The following is a 22,944-nucleotide window of genomic DNA, read 5'->3' on the forward strand; positions in this document are numbered from 1 at the left end:
AACCACTGACGTGCATCTTGCATGGGCATGGTGAGAAAAGAACTGGGTCGTCGGGCTGAACAACTGCATCCGTCCGCATTGTGGCGGTGGCGGCGACTGTCCGGTCCTGGCAGCCAGCCGCTGGCGGATGCTCCAGCCACCTCCAACGGAAAACGCGAACATCAGCCGTTCAAACGGAGAGGTGCGACTGGAGGAAACGCGGCACCGGCCGACCCTGTGAAGCCAGGAAGTTCATCATCGGTCCGACCACCTTGCGCACCGCGGCGCGCTGGCCGACGCGTTCACGCCAGGCGACGAGGCGCGGCGTGGCGTCGGTCATGCCGGCGCCTTTGCGGTCCGCGAACACGTGGGCCATGTACAGGGCGATGTCGGCGTACGAGTAGTCGCCCGCGAGGTGGTCCTGCTCGGCGAGCAGCCCATCCATGGCCTCGTAGTGCCGCGCGCAAGCCGCACAGGCGGCCATGGCGGCGGGGCTTTGCATCGCTTCCTGCAGGCCGAAGAGCCGAACGACGTTCGGAAAGAAGACCTCGTCGGACAGGTGCTCTAACTGGCGTGCCTTTGCACGCGCCGCCGCGCCGCTGGGCCAGAGGGCAGGGTGCGGCTTCAGGTCCTCGAAGTACTCGGAGATCTGCGTCGAGTCGAAGAGCTCGACGGCACCGTGGATCAGCACCGGCACCTGCTGCTTGGGGTTGATGCGCAGCACCTCGGGGTGGCGCGGCGCGTAGCGGTCGTCACGGTCGAAGGGCACCATCACGCGCTCGAATGCCAGCCCTTTTTCGAGCGCCGCGATCTCGGCCTTGGCGCCGAACATGCTGAGCGGGCCGGTCAACAATCGCATGGGGTCGGATGTCATCGAGTCGTCGTGCCGTGAGGCAAGGAAAGCGTGGCTGCCGGATCGTATCCGAGCGACGCGCGCGCACGGGCCGGTGTGGAGGAGGCCATCGGCCGCGCCTTCGGCGCCGTGGCCGAGCACCGGCTATTGGCCGACTGCAGTCGAAGGGAGACGGGCGCCGCGGGTCCTCGTGCCGTCATGCACCCCACCGCTGCGAACGTCGGCCATCGGCGGGTGTCCTCACGCGCAATGGCATCGCACGCGCGTCGGCCCGGCGCGTTACGTGCAATGGGGCGTCTGGCGCATCCATCTGGACCCGGCGGGTGGGTGCGCTCGGAATGCGTTTGAGCTGCCGGGGGTCGGGGCAGGACGTGCCGCTTGCTGGCCGTCCCGATTCGTGGCACAAGCTGACGTGTGACCTGACCTGACCTGACCTTGATGAGGAAAACCAACCATGTGTGATCTGGACGACCGGGAAGAGCTCAAGAAGTACACCCGCCGCGACTTCGGTGCATTGGCCGCATCCGCCGGCCTGCTGACGGCGTTGCCCGTCGTGGCCAACGCGGTGGCGGTGGCCGAACGCGAGGTGACCATCACCACCGCCGATGGCATCTGCGACGCCTACTTTGTCGCGCCGACATCGGGCCCGGCGCCCGGCGTGCTGGTATGGCCCGACGTGTTCGGCCTTCGCCCGGCCTTCAGGCAGATGGGGCGGCGGCTGGCCGAATCGGGCTACAGCGTGCTGGTAGTGAACCCCTTCTACCGGCAGAAGAAGGCGCCCACCGCGGCGCAGGGCGGCCAGACGCCCATCGCCGAGGTGATGCCGCTGATGCAGGCCCTGACGCCGGCCATGCACCTGAGCGACGGCAAGGCCTTCGTGGCCTGGCTCGATGCCCAACGCGAGGTGGACAAGGCGCGCAAGCTGGGGACCACCGGCTATTGCATGGGGGGCCCGATCGCGGTGCGCACGGCCACCGTGGCGCCCGAGCGCGTGGGCGCCGTCGGCACCTTCCACGGCGCCGCCATGGTGACTGCAGCGCCCGACAGCCCCCATCGCCTGGTGGGCCAAACGAAGGCGCGCTACCTGGTGGCCGTGGCCGAGAACGACGACAAGAAGGACCCCGAAGCCAAGCTCACGCTGCGCGCCGCCTTCGAGAGCGCGAAGCTGCCCGCCGAGGTGGAGGTGTATCCCGCAGCGCACGGCTGGTGCCCGCCCGACACCCAGGTCTACGACGCGGCCCAATCCGAACGCGCCTGGGCGCGCCTGCTGTCGACCTTCGGCACGGCACTGGCCTGATCGCGGCCTTTCCACGCGACCCGGCGTCGACGTGGATGCTGCGGCGTGATCACTTCGGCGTGAGCCGATAGAGGCCGCCCTCGTGGGCGTCCTCGATCAGCCACAGCGCGCCGTCTGGCGCCTGTTCGACGGCGCGGACGCGAAAGCCGACCGCCCAGTGCTCGGCAGGTGTCGCGATCGCGCCGTGCACCTCGATCCGGTGCAGGGCCCGGCTGACGAGGCCGGTCGTGAACGCCGAGTCTTTCCACTTCGGAAACATCTCGCCGCTGTAGAACATCAGGTTGCCGGGCGCGAGCACAGGCGTCCAGTAGATCGCTGGCTTGGCGAGGTCGGGGCGGGTGTCGGGGCTTGCAATGGGCACGCCGTCGTAGTTCACCGCATAGGAGACGAGCGGCCAGCCGTAGTTCTTGCCCGGCTCGATCAGGTTGAGTTCGTCGCCGCCGCGCGGGCCATGCTCGAGCTCCCACAGGCGGCCATCCGGCGCGAAGGCGAGGCCGTACGGCGTGCGATGTCCCGAGCTCCATGTCTCGGACGGCGTCAGATTGGGGCCGTCGAACACATGGGTGCGCACGACCGGCGCGGTGCTGGCGGCCTCGGTATCTCTTGGCGGATCGATCACCGGCACCGACCGTGCCCCGGTCTTGCCCTCCATCGGGTTGCCGGGCGCGGGTTTGCCGTCCAGGGTCAGGCGCAGGATCTTGCCCGCCGGCTGGTTCGGGTCTTGAGCGGGAGTGAAGCGCTGCCGATCGCCGGCCGTGAGAAAGAGAAACTTCTGGTCCGGCGAAAAGGCCACGGCGGCGCCGACCTGGCCCCCCTTGCCCTTGATCGGGTCGTGCCAGAGGACCTTCAGGCCCTCCAGCGAGGCGGTGCCCGTGCCGATCTTGAGCGTCGCGCGGGCAAGCGCCAGGCTCGAGGTGCCCGGGTCCTGTCCGGGCTCCGAATAAGTCAGGTAGATCGCCCCGTCGCGCGAATAGGACGGGGCCAGGTAGACACCCAGCAGGCCGTTCTGGCCTTCGTACAGCACCGGCGGCACGCCAGCGACTTCGAGCTTCTGCCCGGAGGCGGTCGTGAGGAAAAGCTTGCCGGTCTTCTCGGTGACCAGCATGCGCCCGTCCGGCAGGAAGGCGATGCGCCACGGCAGATCGAACTGAGCGACCTTCGTGAGCTCGAACGGAGGCGAGGGGGTGGGCGGCAGCAGGCCGGCGTTGATCTGCGCAAGGGCGGGCGTTGCACCGAGGAGCAACCAGGGGATGAATCCGAATCTCAGGCGTTGCATGCTTCGCTCCTCAGTGGGCAGTCCGACGAGTATCGGGCGACCGAGAAGGCAGTGCCCGGCACCGGGCCATCGGCGCGACGAGCCAACGCTCAATCCGCGCCGTGAAACACCTTCCAGGCTTCTTCTTCAAGCTGGCCGCAACCGGAAAGGACGTTGCCGTCCTCGTCATGGATGCGGAAGGTCTGCTGGTCCGGGCCGATGCTCGCAGCGCCGTCCAAGCCGAGGAGCAGGGTGAACATCGTGTCGCGCAGCGCGGCGTCGAGCACCTCGCGCAGCTGGGTCGACTGGGCGGCGGTCAAGGCCATGGCCTCGACCTTGCCAGCGACTTCTGACTGCCCGTGGTCGCCCATGAACGCGCCCAGCAGTTCCGATTTGAGGGCGCTCCAGTTCTTGACGAAGTGCGCTGCATCCATGTCCGTGCGGTCGTTCCGGTGTGAGGTCTGCCCCGACCTCGTGCGTCGGGTTCCAGGCGACTGTAGCCGGTGGCGATGGACGCGCGCGCGAGGCCCGGCGTCGATCAGTCCTGCCGTGGCGCGGGCAGCGGCGCATCCCGCGCCACCAGTTGCGCCTCGCGCATCTCGTCCCAGAAGGCCGCGGGAATCACCGCATTCAGTGCCGCCTGGTCTTCCGCGATGCGTTCCGGACGGCTGGCGCCCGGGATGACCGCGGCGACGGCCGGGTTCGCCAGCGAGAACTGCAGCGCTGCGGCCTTGATCGGCACGCCATGGCGCTGCGCGATCGCCTGGATGCGCGCCACCTTGGCGAGGATCTCGGGCGGTGCCTTCTGGTACTCGAAGTGCGTGCCGCCGGCCAGGATGCCGGAGCTGTAAGGGCCACCCACGACGATGTCGACGTTCTGCCGCGCGGCGGCAGGCATCAGGCGCTGCAGCGCGCGCGCATGGTCGAGCAGCGTGTAGCGACCGGCCAGCAGGAAGCCGTCGGGCTTCGACTCCGCGAGGTCCAGCGTGAGTTCGCAGGGCTCGACCCGGTTGACGCCCAGGCCCCAGGCCCGGATCACGCCTTCCTCGCGCAGGCGGGTCAGCACGCGGAAGGCGCCGGTGCGCGCGATCTCGAACTGCCGCAGCCAGTCGTCGCCGTGGAAGTCCTGGGCGATGTCGTGCACCCAGACGATGTCGATGCGATCGGTCTTCAGGCGCTTGAGGCTGTCCTCGATCGAGCGCAGCGTGGCGTCGGCCGAGTAGTCGTCGACCATCCTGTTCGGGCGACCGAACTCGAACAGCCCGCCCTTCTCGCCCAGTTCGCGCGCGGACGGGTCGACGACTTCATCGAGGATCAGGCGGCCGACCTTGGTGCTCAGCACGTAGTCGTCGCGCCGGTGTTTGGCCAGCGCCTCGCCCAGGCGAATCTCCGCCAGGCCGGCGCCGTAGAGCGGTGCGGCGTCGAAGTAGCGGATGCCGCTGTCCCAGGCGGCGTCGACGGTGGCGAGGGCTTCGGCCTCGGGGATGTTGCGGAACATGTTGCCCAGGGGGGCGGTGCCGAAACCGAGTCGGCCGGTCAGCAGGTCTTGGATGCGCATGGTGTGTCCAGAAGGAAAGTGGGGAACAGGGAGCGGAGTGTGGGCTGTGGGGTTGATGCTGTCCAAGACATAATTCGACCAACTTGAGTCACCTGAGGTCTTAAATGCTGGACATTCGCCAACTGGCCTATTTCGTCGCCGTCGCCGAGGAAGAACACGTCGGGCGCGCGGCCGAAAAACTGCACATTTCCCAGTCGCCGCTGAGCCGCCAGATCGCCCAGCTGGAGGAGAAGCTCGAACTGACCTTGTTCGAGCGCAGCCAGCAGCGCATCCGCCTGACGCGCGACGGTCGCACCTTCCTGGCCGAGGCGCGCGCCTTCCTGACCCATGGCCAGCGCCTGCAGGCGATGGCGAAACGGCTGGGCAAGGGCGACGAGGGTGGCCTGTGCATCGGCTACATCGAGAACGCCATGCACTCCGGCCTGCTGCCCACGGCCTTGCGCACGCTGCGCGCGGGCCGCCCCCAGGTGCATGTGGCGCTGTACAGCCTGCGTTCGCCCGAGCAGATCGAAGGCTTGCGCCAGCGCAGCCTCGACATCGCGCTGCTGTGCGACCCGCCGGCCCCCAACGACCCCGACCTGGATTTCGCGCAGGTGCTGAGCGACCCGATGCTGCTGGCCCTGCCCGCATCGCATCCGCTGGCCGGGCTGGCCGCGCTGACACCCGCCGACCTCGCCGGCCAGGAGTGGATCGCCGTGATGCACCAGGAGGACGCGCTTCGGCACGACCTGTTCGTGGCCGCCTGCGCGCGCGCCGGCTTCACGCCGGAGGTGCGCATGGAAGCCAGCGAGCCGCTGACCGCGCTCGGCCTGGTGGCGGCCAGCCTGGGCATCGCCATGGTCCAGAGCAGCCTGCGGCATCACGCACCGGCCGGCGTCGTGCTGCGCGAAGTGCCGTGGTTCAGCTACCGCACGCCGCTGTGGGCCGCTTGGCACAAGGTCAACCTGCGCCCGCTGGTGGGGATCTTTCGCGAGACGCTGCTTGCGAGCGTCGATCTCGGCCAGGCCAGGGCCTCTGCGGCGGATGCGGCGCTGCCGGCCAAGGCCCGGCGACGCCGGACCTGAGGCGAGGGCACCGCTGCGCCGTACCCGGCGTCGGTGAAGGGCCGGCGGCGCTCGCGCTACGATCCCGCGCATGCCTACCGTCCCGGCGCCGCCGCCCGCGCTCCCCCTCGATCCCCAGGGGATCCTCGCGCTCGCCGCGCGCTCGATGTTCCACCTGTTCTCCAGCATCAGCCAGGGCATGTTCCTGGTCGACCGCAGCGGCCGCATCGTCTGGGTCAACGAGGGCTACAAGCGCTTCCTGCCGGCGCTGGGCTTCAGCTCGGTCGACCAGTTCGTGGGCCGGCCGGTCGAGGAGGTGATCCACAACACGCAGATGCGCGAAGTGCTGGAAAGCGGCAAGCCGATCCTGATCGACCTGTTGACCAACAAGGCCGGCACCTTCGTCGTGAGCCGCATCCCGCTGCATGCCGAGGTGGCGGGCGCCGAGGGCGACGCGGCGCTGGGCGAGGTGATCGGCGCGATCGGCATCGTGCTGTTCGACCATCCGCAGACCACGCTGCAGCCGCTGATCAGCAAGTTCGCGATGCTGCAGCGCGACCTCGACGACGCGCGTCGCGAGCTCGCGACCCAGCGCAACCATCCGCTGTGGAAGCAGGCCGGTGCCGACGGCCAGCGGCGCGCCAAGCACACCTTTGCCAGCTTCATCGGCAGCAGCCCGGCGGCCGTCGACGTCAAGCGCCATGCGCGGCGCGCGGCGCAGTCCTCGAGCCCGGTGCTGCTGCTGGGCGAGACCGGCACCGGCAAGGAACTGCTGGCCCATGCGATCCACGCGGCCTCGGCGCGCGCCAACGGCCCCTTCGTGAGCCTCAACATCGCGGCCGTGCCCGACACGCTGCTCGAGGCCGAGTTCTTCGGCTTCGCGCCCGGCGCCTTCACCGGCGCCGACCGCAAGGGACGCGAGGGCAAGTTCAAGCTGGCCGACGGCGGCACGCTGTTCCTCGACGAGATCGGCGACATGCCGCTGGCGCTGCAGGCCAAGCTGCTGCGCGCGCTGCAGGAAGGCGAGATCGAGCCGCTGGGCTCGAACAAGCTGGTGCCCTTCGATGCGCGCGTGATCGCCGCCACCTCGCGCGACCTGCCGGCGCTGGTGCGCGACGGGCGCTTCCGCGAAGACCTGTACTACCGCCTCAACGTGCTGCCCTTGCGCGTGCCGCCCTTGCGCGAACGCCGCAGCGACATCCCCGCGCTGGTCGAAGCCCTGGGCGAAGACATGGCCCAGCGCAGCGGCGAGGCCCCGCCCGAGCTGCTGCCCGACGCACTGGCGCTGCTGGCCGCACAGCACTGGCGCGGCAACACGCGCGAACTGCGCAACGTGCTGGAGCAGCTGGCGATGCGCAGCGACGCGACCCGCATCGACGCGGCCGAGGTCAAGCGCGTGCTGGCCGAGACCGGCCTGGAGAAGATCGCCGCGCCCGAGCCGCTGGTCATGGTCAGCGACGACGCCGACCAGGCCCGCCTGCTGCGCCCGATGGCCGAGCAGATCGCCGAACTGGAGCGCCGTGCCATCGCGGCCGCGATGGCCACCACCGGCGGCAACAAGCTCGCGGCTTCGCGGCTGCTGGGGATCTCGCGCGCCACGCTGTACGACCGGATGACCGACGACTGAGCGGCGTCGGTCTCCATCCAGCGGGGCACGGCACCGACACCGCCAGGTCGTGCCGTGCAGGTGGTCTCGTCCAGGAAACCGCGCGTGCGACCCTGGCGATCGCCACGCCCGGGTCGTAGCGCCCCAATGCGCCAAGCTCGGCACAATGGCCGCGGAGATCTCGCGCAGGGAAGGGTGTCGGCCTCGACCGACTTCGCCTGAACGCCAGGCCGCTCGTGCAAGGTTTGCGCGACGGTCGTGCGCCGCCACGGCTTCACGGTGCGCCTATGACTGGAGTGGAAGCCCGCGCGGAGCGCCGTGCACCGTCACGCCGCGATCACCGGTAGTTTCGTAGAGGCCGCGCGCCACGTTGTGCGGATGCAGGCGCGCCTCCGCCATGCTGAGCACCGGCGCAAAGCAGACATCGCTGCCTTCGAGCAGATCGCACCAGTGAGCGCGTGATCGGCTGGCAAACAGCGCGGTGAAACGGGCCTTCAGTGCGGGCCAGGCGGCGCGGTCGTACTGCATCGCCGGGTCGATGTCGGTCAACGCCAGTTTTTCGAGCAACAGGGCATAGAACTGAGGCTCCAACGCGCCCAGCGTGATGAAGCCACCACCGCCGCACGCGTAGACGTCATAGAAAGGGGAGTCGTGAAAAGGGCTGGCCTCGGGGCCGTCCAACTGCCCGCTGGCGCACAACCATTGCGCAATGGTGCCGAGCTTCGCCAGCACGTCCACGATCGCGCCATCGACCACGCGGCCGCGGCCGCTTGTGCGCGCTTCCAGCAGCGCGCAGACCATGCCGAAGGCCAGGCCCAGGGCGCCGCTCGCATCGCCTACCACCGTGGGGGGCACGATCGGCATCTGCCCGCTCCGAGCAGAGAGCGACAGCAGTCCCGTCAGGGCGACGTAGTTGATGTCGTGTCCTGCCGACCGGGCCAGCGGTCCGATCTGGCCCCAGCCCGTCATTCGGCCATAGACCAATTTCGGGTTGTCGCTGGCGCAGTGGACCGGCCCGAGGCCCAGTCTTTCCATCACACCGGGCCGGTTGCCTTCGATCAAGGCGTCGGCCCCCGAGACCATCGCCAAAGCCTGCGCGAGGCCGGCCTTGTCCTTCAGGTCCAGGGCCACGACCGTCTTGCCCCGGCGCATCGGATCGGGTTGCCCGCCACCCAGCTGACGGGCGATCGAGCCCCTCTCGGGTCGAGTGATCACCGTGACTTCCGCACCCATGTCGACGAGCATGCTGCCAGCGAGCGGACCCGGGCCGATGCCTTCGAATTCGATGATGCGAAGGCCGGCCAGCGGCGGTCGAAGGCTTGCGGCTCGAGGGCTGTCGGGGCGGGCGTGATGCATGGGCATGTCTTTCCTGGTGATGCGTCAGAGACCGTCGAAACGCGGAGCGCGTCTCTCGGCGAACGCCCTGGGGCCTTCCTTGCCGTCGGCGCTGCCTGCGCGCGCCACCAGCAGGCGTTGCTCCAGCGCCAGATGCGCGTGCAGATCGCGCCCGGGCAGGCCGCCGCACAGCGTCTTGATGGCGGCGAGCGAGCCCGTGGCGGCGCCGGCCAATCGGGCGGCCAGCGCTTCTGCGGCGTCGGCGAGTTGCGCGTCGGGATGCAAGGCGTCGATGACGCCGCAGCGCAGGCATTCGTCGGCATCGATGGCCTCGCTCAGCATCAGCCAACGCTGTGCGCGCATCGCGCCTGCGCGCCGTGCCAGGAAGCAGGAGGCGCCGGCATCGGGCGAGAGTCCGAGCGCCGCGTAGCCGGTGCGCAACTTCATCGACGCACCGCCGAGCACGAAGTCCGCGCAGAGCGCCAGGCCGATGCCTGCACCGGCCACGGCGCCCTGGACGGCAGCGATCAGCGGAACCGGTGCAGTGGCCAGTCGATACAGGGCCGGATGCAGCGTGTTCAGGATCTCGTCGATCAGCGCATCGAGTCGCGCGCCGGCGGCGACGAAGGTGCCGATGTCGCCGCCGGCGCAGAAGGTGCGGCCCTCCGCCGTCATGAGTATCACGCGCGGTCCACCGGCCAGCACCTCGTCGATGGCACGCGCCAGGGCCCGGCTCGAGGCCGGCGTCAGCGTGTTCTGCTGCGCGGGCCGGCGCAGCACGATGCGCGCGATCCCGCTGCCGACCTGCCAGGCGATGCCCTCGACCTCCTGCAGCGTGGCGGTGCCGCTCACGTGCCCAGCTTTCGCGCGATCAGGTCCTTCATGATCTCGCTGGTGCCGCCGTAGATGCGTTGCACGCGTGCGTCGGCATACATCCGGGCGATCGGGTACTCGGCCATGTAGCCGTAACCGCCGAAGAGCTGCAGGCACTCGTCCGTGACCTTGCCCTGCTGCTCGGTGCACCACAGCTTGGCCATGTAGGCGGCTTCGGGGTCGAGCGTGCCGTCGAGCAGACGCTGGATGCAGTCGTTGACGAAACTGCGCACCACGTGCGCGAGGGTCGCGCATTCGGCCAGCTTGAAGCGCGTGTTCTGGAAATCGAACACCGTCTGGCCGAAGGCCTGGCGCTGCTGGGTGTACGCCACCGTGAGCTCGACCGCGCGCTCGATCACCGCTGCGGCCGGCACGCACAGGAACAGCCGCTCGTACGCCAGCTGGCTCATCAGCTGCGCGAAGCCCCGGCCTTCCACTTCTCCCAGCAGCCGGTCGGCCGGCACGCGCACGCCGTCGAAGAACAGTTCGGCCGTGTCCGAGGCGTGCTGCCCGATCTTCTCGAGGCGGCGCCCGACGCGGAAGCCGGGCAGGTCCTCGGTCTCCAGCACGACCAGCGAGACGCCGCGGCTGCCGGCCTCGCCAGTGCGCACCGCGACCACCAGCAGGCTGGCGGTGAAGCCGTTGGTGATGAAGGTCTTGGCGCCGTCGATCACATAGCCGTCGCCGTCGCGGCGCGCCCGCGTGCGCAAGGCCTTCAGGTCCGAGCCGCAGCCGGGTTCGGTCAGGGCGATGCCGGCCAGCAGTTCGCCGCTGGCGAGTCTCGGCAGCCAGCGCTGCTTCTGCGCCGCGCTGCCGTAGTCGAGGATGTAGTGCGCGGCGAGGTTGTGCACGCCGGTGTTGGCGGGGATCTCGGCCTTGGCGAGTTCGTCCTGCACCACGAGCTGGTAGGCCAGCGAGGCCCCGGCGCCGCCATAGGTTTCGTCCAGTTCGGGCAGCAGGAAGCCCAGGGCACCGAAGGCGCGCCAGGTCTCGCGCGGGATGAAGCCCTGGCGGCGCCAGCCGTCGAGCTGCGGCGACAGCTCGGCCGCGACATAGCGGCGCACCTGGTCCCTGAAGGCCTCGATGTCTTCGTCCATCCACCGATGGCGGTACAGCTGGGGAAGCATGGCCTCAGATCCCCGTCAGGCCGCCGCTGCACATCAGCGTCTGGCCGCTCACGTAGTCCGACTCGGGCGTGCACAGCAGGTACACCGCGCCGGCCGCCTCTTCGGGCGTGCCGCCGCGGCCCAACGGGATCGACTGCTCCATCATCGCCAGCAGGCCGGGGTTGACGCCGACCTTGATCTCGCGGCCCTCGATGTTCGCGGTGGCCGCATCGGCGGTGCTGGCGGTCAGGCGGGTCTGGATGAAGCCGAAGGCCACGCAGTTGACCGTGACGTTCATGCGGCCCCATTCCTTGGCCAGCGTCTGCGTCATGCCGACGATGCCGGCCTTGGCGGTCGAATAGTTGGTCTGCCCCGCGTTGCCGAACAGGCCGGCCACGGAGGAGATGTTGACCACCTTGCGCACCACGCGCCGGCCTGCGTCGGTCTCGGCCTTGGCGAGCGCGCGGATCACGGGCTGCGCGGCGCGCAGGATGCGGAACGGCGCCGTCAGGTGCACGTCGATCATCGCGTACCACTGCTCGTCGGTGGTCTTCTGCAGCACGCTGTCCCAGGTGTAGCCGGCGTTGTTGACGATGATGTCCAGGCCCTGGTATCGGCTCACCGCGGTGCCGACGAAGCGCTCGGCGAAGTCGGGTGCCGAGACGCTGCCGACGCAGGCCACGGCCTCGCCGCCGCTCGCGCGGATGGCCTGCACCGTGTCCTCGGCCGGCTCGGCATCGAGGTCGTTGACGACGACGCGTGCGCCTTCGGCGGCCAGCTTGAGCGCGATCGCGCGGCCGATGCCGCGGCCCGAGCCGGTGATGAGGGCGACCTTGCCTTCGAGTTTGCGTGTCATGTGGGGGGTCTCTGTGGTTGCAGTGGAAGATTCAGCCCAGCGCCACCAGCGCTTCGCCCGCGATCCGGGCCTGGCCGTACTGGTTGGCGCTCAGCAGTTCGACGCGCACGCAGCGCTCGCCATCGTGTTCGAGCTTCTCGACCACGCGGCCGGTGCAGCGCACCGCATGGCCCAGGTGCGTGATGCCCTGGAAGCGCACGTCGAAGCGCCGCAGCTGCGATGGCGGCGCCCACTGTGTGAGCAGCCGGCCGAGCCAGGCCATGCCCAGCATGCCCTGCGCGAACACGTCGGGCATGCCGGCCCTGCGCGCGAAGTCGGTGTCGATGTGGATGGGGTTGTGGTCTCCCGAGGCACCCGCGAAGAGCGCGAGCGTGGTGCGGGTAACAGGGGACAGCTGCAGAGCGGGCAGTTCATCGCCGACCTGAATGCTGTCGTAGGTGGGAGGAGTCATGGTGCGTCCTTTCGCCTCAATGGCGGCATACGAGTACCGTGCGCAGCTCGGCCACGAGCTCGTCACGCTGGTTGGTGGCGCGCGAGGTCTTCACGACGAACTCGAGCGCGCCGTTCTTCTTGTCGTAGATGTCGCTGAGGGTGGAGCGCACCGTCACCGTGTCGCCCGCGCAGGCCGGGCGGTGGTAGCTGAAGCTCTGCTCGCCGTGCAGCAGCTTCGCAAGCGGGATCTGCAGGTCGTCGAGCAACCGGTTCGACGCGCCCGAATCCAGCTCGGCCGCGAACAGGAAGGTCGGCGGCGCCGGCAGGTCGGGGTAGCCGGCATCGCGTGCGGCAGCCACATCGGTGTAGACCGGATCGGTTTCGCCGATGGCCTTGGCGAAGAACTGCAGCCGGGTGCGTTCGATGGGCAGCACCGAGGCGGGCAACGCATGCCCGATCCATTTCTTGTCGATCATGGTGGTCTCCTCAGACGCGTTCGTAGAGCGTGACCACGCAGGCGCCACCCAGGCCGAGGTTGTGCTGCAGGGCCAGCCGCGCACCTTCGACCTGGCGCTTGTCGGCCGTGCCGCGCAACTGCTGGACCAGCTCGGTGCACTGCGCGACGCCCGTCGCGCCCAGCGGGTGGCCCTTCGACAGCAGGCCGCCCGAAGGGTTGGTGACCACCTTGCCGCCGTAGCTGTTGTCGCCATCGAGCACGAACTGCTCGGCACCGCCCACCGGGCACAGGCCCAGCGCCTCATAGCTCAGCAGCTCGTTGTGGGCGAAGCAGTCGTGCAGCTCCACCACGTCGATGTCCTGCGGGCCGACACCGGCCGCCTCGTACACCTGCTGTGCGGCATCCCGGGCCATGCTGAAGCCGACCACCTCGCGCATGTCGCGGCTCTCGAAGCTCACGGCGCGGTCGGTGGTCATGGCCTGGGCCTTGATGCGCACGCGGCGGTCGAGTCCGTGGCGTTCGGCGAACGCGCTCGAGCAGACGATGGCCGCGGCCGCGCCGCAGGTGGGCGGGCAGGCCATGAGCCGCGTCATCACGCCGGGCCACATGAGCGGCGAGGCCATCACCTCGTCTTCGGTGACGACGGTGCGGAACAGCGCGAGCGGGTTGTTCGACGCATGGCGGCTGGCCTTGGCACGGATCTTCGCGAAGGTCGACAGCTGCGTGCCGTACTGTTCCATGTGGGCCAGGCCGGCGCCGCCGAAATAGCGCAGCGCGAGCGGCACCTGCGCGTCGCCGACCAGCGCGTCGGTGAGGGTCTCGAAGCGGTCGAAGGGGCTGGGACGGTCGGTGAACATGGCCCCGAGCGCGCCCGGGCTCATGTGCTCGAAGCCCAGGGCCAGCACGCAATCGGCGGCCCCGCTGGCCACCGCCTGCCGGGCCAGGAACAGCGCGGTCGAGCCGGTCGAGCAGTTGTTGTTGACGTTAACCACCGGGATGCCGGTCATGCCGACTTCGTAGAGGGCGCGCTGGCCGGCGGTCGAGTCGCCGTAGACGTAGCCCACATAGGCCTGCTGCACCTGTGCGTAGTCGATGCCGGCGTCCTGCAGCGCGATGCGTGTGGCTTCAGCGGCCATCTCGGGATAGGGCCGGTTCGCACCGGGCTTGGTGAAGGGGATCATGCCGACCCCCGTGACGTAGACGTCCTGGCTCATGAGAGGCTCCTGGAAATGAAAGGAAGAAAGGGATGGGGATTCATGCGACGCTGCGCTGGCGCCCCTCCCAGAAGGGCTCGCGCAGTCGGGTCTTGAGCACCTTGCCGGCACCCGACAGCGGCAGCGCGTCGAGGAAGGCCATGCTGCGCGGGCACTTGTAGCCGGCGATGAGCGTCTTGCAGTGCGCGATCAGCACCTCGGCCGGCGTGTCGTCGCCCGGCCTGCGCACCACCACCGCATGGACCGACTCGCCCCACGCGTCGCTCGGAATGCCGATCACCGCGCAGGCGGCCACGGCGGGGTGCTGGGTGATCGCGTTCTCGACCTCGGCCGAGTAGATGTTCTCGCCGCCGCTGATGATCATGTCCTTGAGGCGGTCGACCACGAAGATGTAGCCCTCGTCGTCCATGTAGGCGCCGTCGCCGGTGTGCATCCAGCCGTCGCGCACGGCGGCGGCGGTCTGCTCGGGCATGTTCCAGTAGCCCTGCATCACGTTGGGCCCGCGCACCGCCACTTCGCCCACGGTGCCGCGTGGCACCTCGACGTCCTCGGCATCGACGATGCGCACCTGGGTGCAGTAGCTCGCGCGGCCGGCCGAGCGCAGCTTGCCGGATTGGCGGCCCTCGGCGGTGTGGTTGCGGGCCGGATTGACGGTAGCCAGCGGCGACAGCTCGGTCATGCCGTAGGCCTGCACGAAGTCCACGCCCGGAAACGCGTCCATCGCGCGGTTCAGCACGGCCTCCGAGATGGGCGAGGCACCGTAGGTGATGCACTGCAGGCTGCCGAGGTCGCGCGGCTCGCGCATCGCGGGGTGGTCGACCAGCATCTGGATCATCGTGGGCACCAGCAGGATGTGGGTGACGCGGTCACGGGCGATGGCGTCGAGCACGCCCTCGGGGCTGAACATCGGCACGATCGAATGCGTGTTGCCCTCGAGCCAGTGCGGCGAGGCCAGTCCCATGTCGGCCAGATGGAACATCGGCGCGGCATGCAGGTAGCAGCCCGCGGGCGGTGCCAGGTGCTCGGCATGCAGCGCCAGGCCGGAGCTGCACAGGTTGGTGTGGCTCAGCATCACGCCCTTGGGAAAGCCGGTGGTGCCGCCGGTGTAGAAGATGCCGGCGAGGTCTTCGTCGCAACGGCCGGCATCGGGCACCGGCGCGGCGGCGTCGAGCAGGCCTTCGTAACTGTGCATGCCGGCCGGCGTGGCGCCATCGCCGCAATAGATCACTTCGCGCAGGCTCCGGCACTGGCTGCGCATGCCCTCGACCATCGGGCGGAAGGTCTCGTCGACCAGCAGGATCGACGAGCCCGAGTCCTCCAGCGAGTAGAGGATCTCGGCGGCCGACCAGCGGATGTTGCAGGGATTGAGCACACCGCCGCCCCAGGGCACGGCCATCTGGTACTCGAGGTAGCGGTCGGAGTTCATCGACAGCATGGCCACGCGGTCGCCGGTGCGCATGCCCAGCTGCTGCAGGGCCGATGCGAGGCGGGCGACGCGTTCGGCGTAGTCGCGGAAGGTGCGCGCTCGGCCGGCAAAACGCACGGCCACCTTGTCAGGGTTCTGCTGCACCGCACGGTGCAATGCCTGGGTCATGTACATGGTGTTGTCTCTTGTTGGTCTTGGGGTCGCAGGCTCCTGCCCACGCTGCAGATGGTAGGAATCGATACCCCTTTGCGCGATGCCGTATTGCGTCGTTCGGATGGCAGAAAACCGCAAACTGCCGGTGCCCATGCAGACATGGCGCGCGAAGCAAGGGTTTTCGCCAACCCACGTTTTTTGGGCGCGGCCAGGCCCGCAGGCTCGCTATGCTTCGACCGCGGCCGGCGGACCCGCTGCAGGCCTTCACACCGGCAAAGACCTTCGTCCACGATGCTTCATCCTCCCCAGACGGTTTCCATCCGCTTCGTGCACAGCATCCTCACGGGCGTGAAGTCGCGCGGCCTGTGCTGCGAACCGTTTCTGGTCGACGTCGGCATCGCGCCCGAACTGCTGGAGCAGCTCGATGCGCGCGTGACGCTGGACCAGTACGCGGCACTCTTCAAGGCGCTCACGAACAGCCTCGACGACGACCTGCTCGGCTTGCTCGGCCGACCGCTGCGGCGCGGCAGCTTCGCGTTGATCGCACGCTCGGCGCTGGGCGCGGAAACACTGGAGGTGGCCATTCGCCGCGTGGCGCGGACCTTTCGCCTGTTGCAGGACGATGTGGCCTTCGAGTCGGTGCGCCAGGGCGAGCTGGCCGGCCTGGTCCTGCGCTTCGACCGGCCCGCCGAGATGCAGGCGGTGTTTCTGCACGAGCTGCTGCTGCGCACGACCTGGCGCTTCCTGGCCTGGCTGGTGGGCGGGCAGTTGCCCGCGCGGCGCTTCGACTTCGCCTTCGCGCCCCCGCCGCATGCCGAAGGCTACGAGAAGGTGTTTCCCGCCGCGCGCCACTTCCATTGCGCGCAGTCCGGCTTCTGGTTCGACGTCGGCCATCTGAAGAATGCGGTGCGGCGCGACGAAGCCGCCTTGCGGACCTTCCTGGCCGACGGGCAGGTCAACATCCTCATTCCGCCGCGCAGGGAGGACGCCTTCGGCACCCGTGTGCGCGCCTGGCTGCAACAGGCGCAGCCCGCATGGCCGGACCTGGTCGCCACCGCCGGCGCGCTGCATGTCACCGTCTCCACGCTGCAGCGGCGGCTGGCGCTCGAGGGCACGTCCTTCCAGACGCTCAAGGACGAGCTGCGGCGCGACACGGCCATCGTCCGGCTGAGTACCAGCACGGTGTCGCTGGCGGCGCTGTCCGAAGAACTCGGCTTCGCCGACAGCTCGGCCTTCCAGCGCGCCTTCAAGAGTTGGACCGGGAGTGCGCCGGGCATCTACCGGCGCAGCGGTCGACGGTGATGCCGCGCCGACGAGGACGCCGTGCGACCCGCATGCGGCACGCTTGGCGACCGGATGGCGGAGGACCGAACGGCTGTCCGCGTCCAGCGCCATGACGCAGCGCAGCCATCGCTTTCGTCATGGCGCGGGAGGCGTCGGCCTCAGAAGGCGTAACGGATGCCCAGGTCGTAGCCGGTCGACGTGCGCGGCGTGAAGCTCGCGTTGTTGACCAGCGCCGGGCCGCCTGTGCTCAGCGCCGCACCGTTCCTGTTGCGGACCTGTGCCACGGTGGCGTAGAGCGCGGTGCGCTTCGACAGGTTGTACACATAGCCCAGCGCGAGCTTGCGGGCCTTGGGGTCCGGCAGTGCGGCCATCCCCGGGGGCGTGACCCGGTTCAGGTCATAGTCGACCTGCGACCAGGAGGCCCGGAGCAGGCCGGCACCGATGGGCGCCGTCAGGCCCAGCAGAAAGCCGGTCGTGTCGACGTCGGGCGCTCGCACCGGCGGCGCGGCATCGTAGGCGCGGCGCGTCCGCAGCCTGGAGACCTCTCCCAGCAGCTTGACGACGCCGAAGTCGTAGGACGCCCCCAGGTTCACGGTCTTGACCGAATCCGTGGTGCCGGCATCGTGGTTGTCTCCGATGGCGCTGTTGCCGTAGGCGATCGCGACATCGAGCGGTCCACTCGCGTACCCGATGCGGCCGCCGACATAGCGGCCCGTGCGCGTGCTGTTCGCGGCCACGGGCGTCGACGACGGCTGAGACGATCCGACGTTCTCGGGCAGGGCGTACTGGAGTTCGCCATAGACGCCGCCCAGGTTCGGCGGCAGGAAGTAGCCGACGCTGTTGCTGGTGCGCACGTAGTTGGGATTGCCGCCGAAGGTGCGCGTGCCGGTCGGCAGCGGATAGAGCTGCGCCGCCATGAGCAGCGTGGCGCCGGCCCCCACGGTACCGAAGGGGTCGTACACCGTGTCGTTCCAGAAGGTGGCGGCGTAGTCCCGCCCCAGGCGCACTTCGCCCCAGGGGCCCGAGAGGCTGACGGTCGAGCGACGCGTGAAGCTCAGGCCGCCGACGTTGCCGTCGTCGTTGGTGAGCTGTCCTTCGAGCCAGAAGCCGGCGGCCATTCCGCCCCCAGGTCTTCGGTGCCGCGGAATCCCAATCGGCTCGAGTTGTAGCCCGAGTTGGTCAAGGCCGTCTGGCTCGTCCTGACGCTGCCCTGGTTGACGGCGCCGGGGCGCTCGTCCCTCGAGCGGTTGCTGTAGCCGCTGAGCGCGGCATCGACGACGCCGAACAGCGTGACGTTCGATTGCGCCGATGCCAGCCCCGTGGCCGCCAGTGCGGCGCACGCCACCCAGGCGCGCCGCGCCGGGCGCTTCGGGCGTGTGGAGATGACGATGCCTCCGAGGTGTCGAAGCCATGGGAACGGCCGCTGGGCCTCTTGCCGGCGCGCGTGAATTCTTTCCATCTGAACTTTCTCCCTGTGCAGCCCCGGGACATCCGAGGCCTTCTTTTTCTGGAGGCCGATGGTAGGAAAGGAGCGCCGTCCCGGCGATGGTCGAGTGCAGCGAAGTGATAGCGAAAGAACTCAGTTTCTTTTCAGTTCACTTTTCTTATTCATGTTGCGTGTGCCGGTGACGCTTTCGATCACATTTCGTTCAGTGCGAGGCCACATAGGCCGAGCCCGGTCCCGGGTGCGGCAGCGCGAAGGCCTTCTTCATGCGCTCGGCTTCCTCGACCGGGCTGAGCCCGAACATGCGCTTGAACTCGCGGCTGAACTGCGAGGCGCTCTCGTAGCCGACCTGGCCGCTGGCGTCGGATGCCGTCATGCCGCTGCGCACCATCAGCAGCCGCGCCTGGTGCAGGCGCGTGGACTTCAGGTACTGCATGGGCGAGGTGTGGGTCACGGCCTTGAAGTGGCTGTGGAAGGAGGGCACGCTCATGCCGGCCTCGTTCGCCAGCTGGTCGACGTCGAGCGCCTGCGGGTAGTCGCCGTGGATCCGGCGGATCGCCTTGGCCACCTTGCCGAACTGGCCCCTGGCCGCGAGCGCGGCGCGCATCGACGGCCCCTGGGCGCCGGTGAGCACGCGGAAGTAGATCTCGCGCACCAGCGCGGGCCCGAGGATCGCGGCCTCGAGCGGCGAGCCCATGGCGCGCAGGAAGCGCAGCACGACTTCCTGCAGGGCGACGTCCATCGGCGTCGACATCAGGCCCTGGGGCGGCGCATCGGCCGCGATGCCGGCCGCGTCGAGCTGCAACGCCAGGGCGCTGGCGACGGTGAAGTCCAGCCGCAGGTAGATCGCCAGCAACGGTTCTTGCGCGCTGGCGTCGGTCTCCATCGAAAAGGGCACGGGCACCGACACCGCCAGATAGTGCTGCGCGTCGTAGAGGTAGGTGGTCTCGCCCAGGAAGCCGCGTTTGCGGCCCTGGCAGACGATCACCACGCCCGGGTCGTAGAGCACCGGCGCGCGGCGCAGCGGGCGGTTCGAGCGCAGGAAGCGCACGTCGGGCAGGGCCGTGAGGTTGTAGCCCTCGTCCGGCGCCAGGGCCGCGAGCAGGCGCGCCATCTGTCGGGCGACGGGATCGGATGCGGAACGCAGTGCGCCGGGGGCGTTCATGGTGGTCAGGCTTTCAGGCAGGGCATGCCGATCTTTTAACCGATGAGCGACAGGTGGATGCCGGCCGCATTCATAGTTTTGGGCAAGCTTTCAAGATGGCCGGGCATTCGCGTTCCCGCCTCGGAAGCCTAGCATCGATGCACTCCCTCGAGGAATGCATGCCCTCCGCAATTCCGCGGTGCCGGCCGACGCATCGACCTCGGCGACCCCACAAGGACATCGACATGAACACCCGTACTTTCCTGATCACTGGCGTGAGTTCCGGTTTCGGCCAGGCCCTGGCCTCGGCCGCGCTGGCCGCCGGCCACACTGTCGTCGGCACGGTGCGCAACGACGAAGCGCGTGCGGCCTTCGAATCGCATGCCAGCGGCCGGGCGCATGCGCTGTGGCTCGACGTGACCGACTTCGAAGCCATCGCGCCGGCCTTGGCGGCCGTCACGCAGCGCCTCGGCCCCATCGACGTGCTGGTCAACAACGCGGGCTACGGCCACGAGGGTGTGCTGGAAGAATCCGGGCTCGACGCGATGCGGCACCAGTTCGACGTCAACGTCTTCGGCGCCGTGGCGATGATCAAGGCGGTGCTGCCCGCGATGCGCGAACGCCGCGCGGGCCACATCCTCAACATCACCTCGATGGGCGGCTTCATCACCATGCCGGGCATCGCCTATTACTGCGGCAGCAAGTTCGCGCTCGAAGGCATCTCGGAGGTGCTGGCGCAGGAGGTCAAGGGCTTCGGCATCAAGGTCACGGCCGTGGCGCCGGGCTCCTTCCGCACCGACTGGGCCGGGCGCTCGATGGTGCGTGCCGAGCGCAGCATCGCCGACTACGACGCGCTGATGGACCCGATCCGCGCGGCACGCCAGGCCAAGAGCGGCCAGCAGGCCGGCGATCCGGCCAAGGCCGCGCAGGTGCTGCTGGACCTGGTCGAGCAGCGCGATCCGCCCGTGCATCTTCTGCTGGGCACCGACGCGCTTGCGCTGGTGCGCGCCAAGCTCGGCACGATGGCCGCGGAGATCACGCGCTGGGAAGGGGTGTCGGCCTCGACCGACTTCGCCTGAACCTGAGCCTCACGCCGTCGGCACCGTTCCGCCGTCGATCACGTACTCGGCACCGGTGATGGCGCCGGCGCGCGAGGACACCAGGAAGCCGACCAGCTCGGCCACTTCCTCCGGCCGCGCCGGGCGGCCCAGCGGGATGCCGCCCAGCGAGGCCATCAGCGCCTGCTTCGCGCCGTCGTAGTCGGTGCCGCTGTTGCGCGCGATCTCGGTGACCAGGCCGACCGCCGCCTCGGTCTCGACCCAGCCCGGCGACACGCGCACCACGCGCACGCCCTGGGGTCCGACTTCCTTCGACAGGCTCTTGCTGTAGGTCGACAACGCCGCCTTGGCCGCGGCGTAGGCAGTGGTGGCTTCGTGCAAGGGCAACTGCCGCTGGATCGAGGTCACGTGCACGATCACGCCGCTGCGTTGCGCGAGCAGGCCGGGCAGCAGCGCGCGGTCGAGGCGCACCGCGGGCATCAGGTTCTGGTCGAGCGCCCGCTGCCATTCGCGGTCGCCGAGCACGGCGAAGCCGCCGGCCGGGGCGGACGAACCGCCCACCACATGCACCACGATGTCGAGGCCGCCGAGCTGCGCCTGCACCGCCGCGGCCACGCTGGCGCAGCCGTCGGCGCTGGACACATCGGCTTCGATGAAGCGCACGCCTTCGGGCAGCGCGCCGGCCGGTGGCCGTTGGCGTGCAGTCGTCAGCACCTCGGCGCCGGTACGCGCCAGATGGGCCACGACGGCCTGGCCGATGCCCTTGCTGCCACCGGTGACGAGGGCGCGGCGGCCTTGCAGATCGTTATTGAACGAGGGGGATGAAAAGGAGGAAGAGGGCGTCATGCGGGGTCGCTTTCAAGGCTGGATGGCAAGGCCTCGATGCTCGCGATACCCTCGTGCCATGACAAGAACGCACCTCGAAGTAAGCGCGCCGGAAAAGGGCAAGCAACGCCCGCGCTACACGCCGCTGTCGGCCGCCATCGACGTCGAGGCGGCGCTGGGATTGCTCGAAGGACGATGGAAGCTGGTCATCCTGTTCCAGCTGTTCGACGGGAAGGTGCAGCGCTTCTCCGACCTCGAGAAACGCATCGACGGCATCTCGCAGAAGATGCTGGCGCAGCAGCTGCGCCAGCTCGAGGCCGATGGCCTGGTGGAGCGCACGGTCTACGACGAACTGCCGCCGCGCGTCGACTACCGCCTGACGCCCTGGGGCCAGGCGCTGTGTCCGGCGCTGGATGCGATCCTGTTGTGGACCGAGGCGCGGGAGACGTCAGCCGGCTGAAGCCAGGGCCAGCACCATCGACACCTCGACCACGCCGCCGCCCGGCAGCGAAGCCACGCCGATGGTGGTGCGCGCAGGCAGCGGCGCATCGGGGAAGGCGCGCTGCAGCACGGCCGAGGCAGCGTTCATCACCGCGGCGTGCTGCGTGAAGTCGGCGGTGGCCTGCAGGTAGCCGGTCAGCGTGACCACCTTGCTCACCGCGGCGAGGCTGCCGAACTCGTCTTCCACGGCCCGCAGGATCGCGCCGACCGCGGCCACCGCGGCGACCTCGCCGCGTGCGACATCGTCGGGGCCGGCCAGCACGCCGGTGATCGGCTTGCCCTCGTGGCGTCCGACCACGCCGCTGGAATGCAGCAGGCCGCCGGCCTGGGAAAAACTGGCGTAGAGGCCCGCGGGCCGGGCACGTTCAATGGCTGTCATGGCTTTCTTTCGAAGGATGAGATGGCATCGCCTGGGCTTCGCCCCGCAGCCAGCAGCCTTCCGTGGTCGCGGTGGCCGCCGGCAGCCGCACGAAGATGGCCGAGGGCGAACCCATGGCCTCGCCCTGGCGCACGGTGACCAGTGTCGCAGCCTCGCCGACCAGCCCCGCTTCGCGCAGGCCCCAGGCCAGCGCCGCGGCCGCGATGCCGGTGGCCGCGTCCTCGGGGTAGCCCGAGGACTTGGGGAACTGGCGCGCGCTGACCGTGGCTTCGGCACCGTCCGCCAGCGCGTAGGGATAGAGACCGGTCGAGCCCAGGCGCTCGCACAGCGCCTCGACGGCGCCGAAATCGGGCTGCAGCGCATGCAGCGCCTCGACGTCCGGCAACCGGACCAGCGTCTTGACCCGGCTGGTCGATGCATTGAGCACCGGGCCGACGATCTGCGCGGGCGCGATGCGCAGGCAATGCGCGATCGCATCGCGCAAGGCATCGCTCACCGTCTGCGTCGTCGCGCGCGGTTGGCTGATCTCGACCATGCCGTCGACATGGCGGCCCTGCACCGTGCCGCTCAGCGTCTCGACGGTGACGGGCTGGCCGCGCCATTGGCCGTGGCGGTGCAACAGCCACAGCGCGCCGATGGTGGCGTGGCCGCACATCTCCATTTCGTGGCGCGGCACGAAGTAGCGCATGCGCCAGTCGTGTGCCGCGGCGTCGGACGCGCGCAGCACGAAGACCGACTCGTGGCCGCTGTCGCGGGTGCGCTCGAGCATCTGCGTCGAGGAGAGGGCATCGGCCGCGAGCCACACCGGGGCCGGGTTGCCGCCGCGCTCGCTGCCGGGGCTGGGGAATACGCGAATCAGTTCCATG

22 protein-coding genes and 1 pseudogene are annotated in these 22,944 nt (G+C 69.4%); 6 read left to right on the forward strand and 17 right to left on the reverse strand.

Annotated elements, in window-relative coordinates:
* Positions 1–169: 169 nt before the first annotated feature.
* The gene (locus tag K0H49_RS22620; RefSeq protein WP_219219094.1) at positions 170–838 is read right to left on the reverse strand and encodes a glutathione S-transferase family protein; all 669 of its coding nucleotides are present in this window, start codon (positions 836–838) and stop codon (positions 170–172) included.
* Between the two features lie 448 nt (positions 839–1,286).
* On the opposite strand from K0H49_RS22620, the gene K0H49_RS22625 reads away from it, so the two are divergent.
* On the forward strand, positions 1,287–2,129 hold the full coding sequence (locus K0H49_RS22625) for a dienelactone hydrolase family protein (RefSeq protein WP_219217313.1): 843 nt from the start codon (positions 1,287–1,289) through the stop codon (positions 2,127–2,129).
* A gap of 49 nt (positions 2,130–2,178) precedes the next feature.
* Here K0H49_RS22625 and K0H49_RS22630 read toward each other — a convergent pair whose 3' ends face one another.
* From K0H49_RS22630 to K0H49_RS22640, 3 genes are all read right to left on the reverse strand, one after another.
* Positions 2,179–3,405, reverse strand: a complete 1,227-nt coding sequence (locus K0H49_RS22630; protein ID WP_219217315.1) for a PQQ-dependent sugar dehydrogenase — start codon at positions 3,403–3,405, stop codon at positions 2,179–2,181.
* Positions 3,406–3,494: 89 nt separating this feature from the next.
* Positions 3,495–3,818 carry a hypothetical protein gene (locus K0H49_RS22635; protein ID WP_219217317.1) on the reverse strand — a complete coding sequence of 108 codons (324 nt, stop codon included), beginning with the start codon at positions 3,816–3,818 and terminating at the stop codon, positions 3,495–3,497.
* A gap of 104 nt (positions 3,819–3,922) precedes the next feature.
* Positions 3,923–4,942: an aldo/keto reductase gene (locus tag K0H49_RS22640; RefSeq protein WP_219217319.1), complete on the reverse strand. Its 1,020-nt coding sequence runs from the start codon at positions 4,940–4,942 to the stop codon at positions 3,923–3,925.
* 104 nt (positions 4,943–5,046) lie between these two features.
* Here K0H49_RS22640 and K0H49_RS22645 point away from each other — a divergent pair, with 104 nt between their 5' ends.
* Together K0H49_RS22645 and K0H49_RS22650 are read left to right on the forward strand one after the other, a co-directional pair.
* Positions 5,047–6,006, forward strand: a complete 960-nt coding sequence (locus tag K0H49_RS22645) for a LysR family transcriptional regulator (protein WP_219217321.1) — start codon at positions 5,047–5,049, stop codon at positions 6,004–6,006.
* 70 nt (positions 6,007–6,076) lie between these two features.
* Positions 6,077–7,612: a sigma-54 interaction domain-containing protein gene (locus K0H49_RS22650; protein WP_219217323.1), complete on the forward strand. Its 1,536-nt coding sequence runs from the start codon at positions 6,077–6,079 to the stop codon at positions 7,610–7,612.
* Between the two features lie 264 nt (positions 7,613–7,876).
* Here the strand turns inward: K0H49_RS22650 and K0H49_RS22655 are convergent, their stop codons facing one another.
* Genes K0H49_RS22655 through K0H49_RS22690 form a run of 8 tightly spaced genes read right to left on the reverse strand, consistent with a single transcriptional unit; the run spans position 7,877 to position 15,464 of the window.
* Entirely contained in the window at positions 7,877–8,947 is a 1,071-nt protein-coding gene (locus K0H49_RS22655) for a CaiB/BaiF CoA transferase family protein (RefSeq protein WP_219217325.1), read from the reverse strand.
* A gap of 24 nt (positions 8,948–8,971) precedes the next feature.
* Entirely contained in the window at positions 8,972–9,778 is an 807-nt protein-coding gene (locus K0H49_RS22660; protein WP_374122403.1) for an enoyl-CoA hydratase/isomerase family protein, read from the reverse strand.
* Positions 9,775–10,926, reverse strand: coding sequence for an acyl-CoA dehydrogenase family protein (locus tag K0H49_RS22665; RefSeq protein WP_219217327.1), 1,152 nt, complete (start codon positions 10,924–10,926; stop codon positions 9,775–9,777). The genes K0H49_RS22660 and K0H49_RS22665 overlap by 4 nt, the downstream gene beginning before the upstream one ends.
* Before the next feature lie 4 nt (positions 10,927–10,930).
* On the reverse strand, positions 10,931–11,761 hold the full coding sequence (locus K0H49_RS22670; RefSeq protein WP_219217330.1) for an SDR family NAD(P)-dependent oxidoreductase: 831 nt from the start codon (positions 11,759–11,761) through the stop codon (positions 10,931–10,933).
* A 31-nt stretch (positions 11,762–11,792) separates the two neighbouring features.
* A complete protein-coding gene (locus K0H49_RS22675; protein WP_219217333.1) occupies positions 11,793–12,212 on the reverse strand; it encodes a MaoC family dehydratase in 420 nt (139 codons plus the stop codon).
* A 16-nt stretch (positions 12,213–12,228) separates the two neighbouring features.
* The gene (locus K0H49_RS22680; RefSeq protein WP_219217335.1) at positions 12,229–12,669 is read right to left on the reverse strand and encodes a MaoC family dehydratase N-terminal domain-containing protein; all 441 of its coding nucleotides are present in this window, start codon (positions 12,667–12,669) and stop codon (positions 12,229–12,231) included.
* A 10-nt stretch (positions 12,670–12,679) separates the two neighbouring features.
* Positions 12,680–13,864 (reverse strand): lipid-transfer protein, encoded by a 1,185-nt coding sequence (locus tag K0H49_RS22685; protein WP_219217337.1) that lies wholly within the window; start codon positions 13,862–13,864, stop codon positions 12,680–12,682.
* A 40-nt stretch (positions 13,865–13,904) separates the two neighbouring features.
* Entirely contained in the window at positions 13,905–15,464 is a 1,560-nt protein-coding gene (locus K0H49_RS22690) for a long-chain-fatty-acid--CoA ligase (protein ID WP_219217339.1), read from the reverse strand.
* Positions 15,465–15,734: 270 nt separating this feature from the next.
* Between K0H49_RS22690 and K0H49_RS22695 the strand changes: the two genes are divergently transcribed.
* The gene (locus K0H49_RS22695; RefSeq protein ID WP_219217341.1) at positions 15,735–16,745 is read left to right on the forward strand and encodes an AraC family transcriptional regulator; all 1,011 of its coding nucleotides are present in this window, start codon (positions 15,735–15,737) and stop codon (positions 16,743–16,745) included.
* Positions 16,746–16,885: 140 nt separating this feature from the next.
* Here K0H49_RS22695 and K0H49_RS22700 read toward each other — a convergent pair.
* Together K0H49_RS22700 and K0H49_RS22705 are read right to left on the reverse strand one after the other, a co-directional pair.
* A pseudogene (locus K0H49_RS22700) lies at positions 16,886–18,015 on the reverse strand (porin).
* Between the two features lie 361 nt (positions 18,016–18,376).
* Positions 18,377–19,336: an AraC family transcriptional regulator gene (locus K0H49_RS22705; protein ID WP_219217343.1), complete on the reverse strand. Its 960-nt coding sequence runs from the start codon at positions 19,334–19,336 to the stop codon at positions 18,377–18,379.
* 224 nt (positions 19,337–19,560) lie between these two features.
* Here K0H49_RS22705 and K0H49_RS22710 point away from each other — a divergent pair, with 224 nt between their 5' ends.
* A complete protein-coding gene (locus tag K0H49_RS22710; protein WP_219217344.1) occupies positions 19,561–20,394 on the forward strand; it encodes an oxidoreductase in 834 nt (277 codons plus the stop codon).
* Positions 20,395–20,403: 9 nt separating this feature from the next.
* Here the strand turns inward: K0H49_RS22710 and K0H49_RS22715 are convergent, their stop codons facing one another.
* Complete coding sequence (locus K0H49_RS22715) at positions 20,404–21,219, reverse strand: SDR family oxidoreductase (RefSeq protein ID WP_219217346.1); 816 nt, start codon at positions 21,217–21,219, stop codon at positions 20,404–20,406.
* A gap of 58 nt (positions 21,220–21,277) precedes the next feature.
* Between K0H49_RS22715 and K0H49_RS22720 the strand changes: the two genes are divergently transcribed.
* Complete coding sequence (locus K0H49_RS22720; protein WP_219217348.1) at positions 21,278–21,658, forward strand: winged helix-turn-helix transcriptional regulator; 381 nt, start codon at positions 21,278–21,280, stop codon at positions 21,656–21,658.
* On the opposite strand, the gene K0H49_RS22725 is transcribed toward K0H49_RS22720, so the two are convergent.
* Positions 21,647–22,078 (reverse strand): RidA family protein, encoded by a 432-nt coding sequence (locus K0H49_RS22725; protein WP_219217349.1) that lies wholly within the window; start codon positions 22,076–22,078, stop codon positions 21,647–21,649. The genes K0H49_RS22720 and K0H49_RS22725 overlap by 12 nt on opposite strands.
* Positions 22,065–22,943 carry a PhzF family phenazine biosynthesis protein gene (locus K0H49_RS22730; protein WP_219217352.1) on the reverse strand — a complete coding sequence of 293 codons (879 nt, stop codon included), beginning with the start codon at positions 22,941–22,943 and terminating at the stop codon, positions 22,065–22,067. Before K0H49_RS22730 ends, K0H49_RS22725 begins: the two co-directional genes overlap by 14 nt.
* Position 22,944: the final 1 nt, after the last annotated feature.

This window comes from Variovorax boronicumulans (assembly GCF_019352895.1).
In the GTDB taxonomy this organism is placed as follows: domain Bacteria; phylum Pseudomonadota; class Gammaproteobacteria; order Burkholderiales; family Burkholderiaceae_C; genus Variovorax; species Variovorax boronicumulans_A.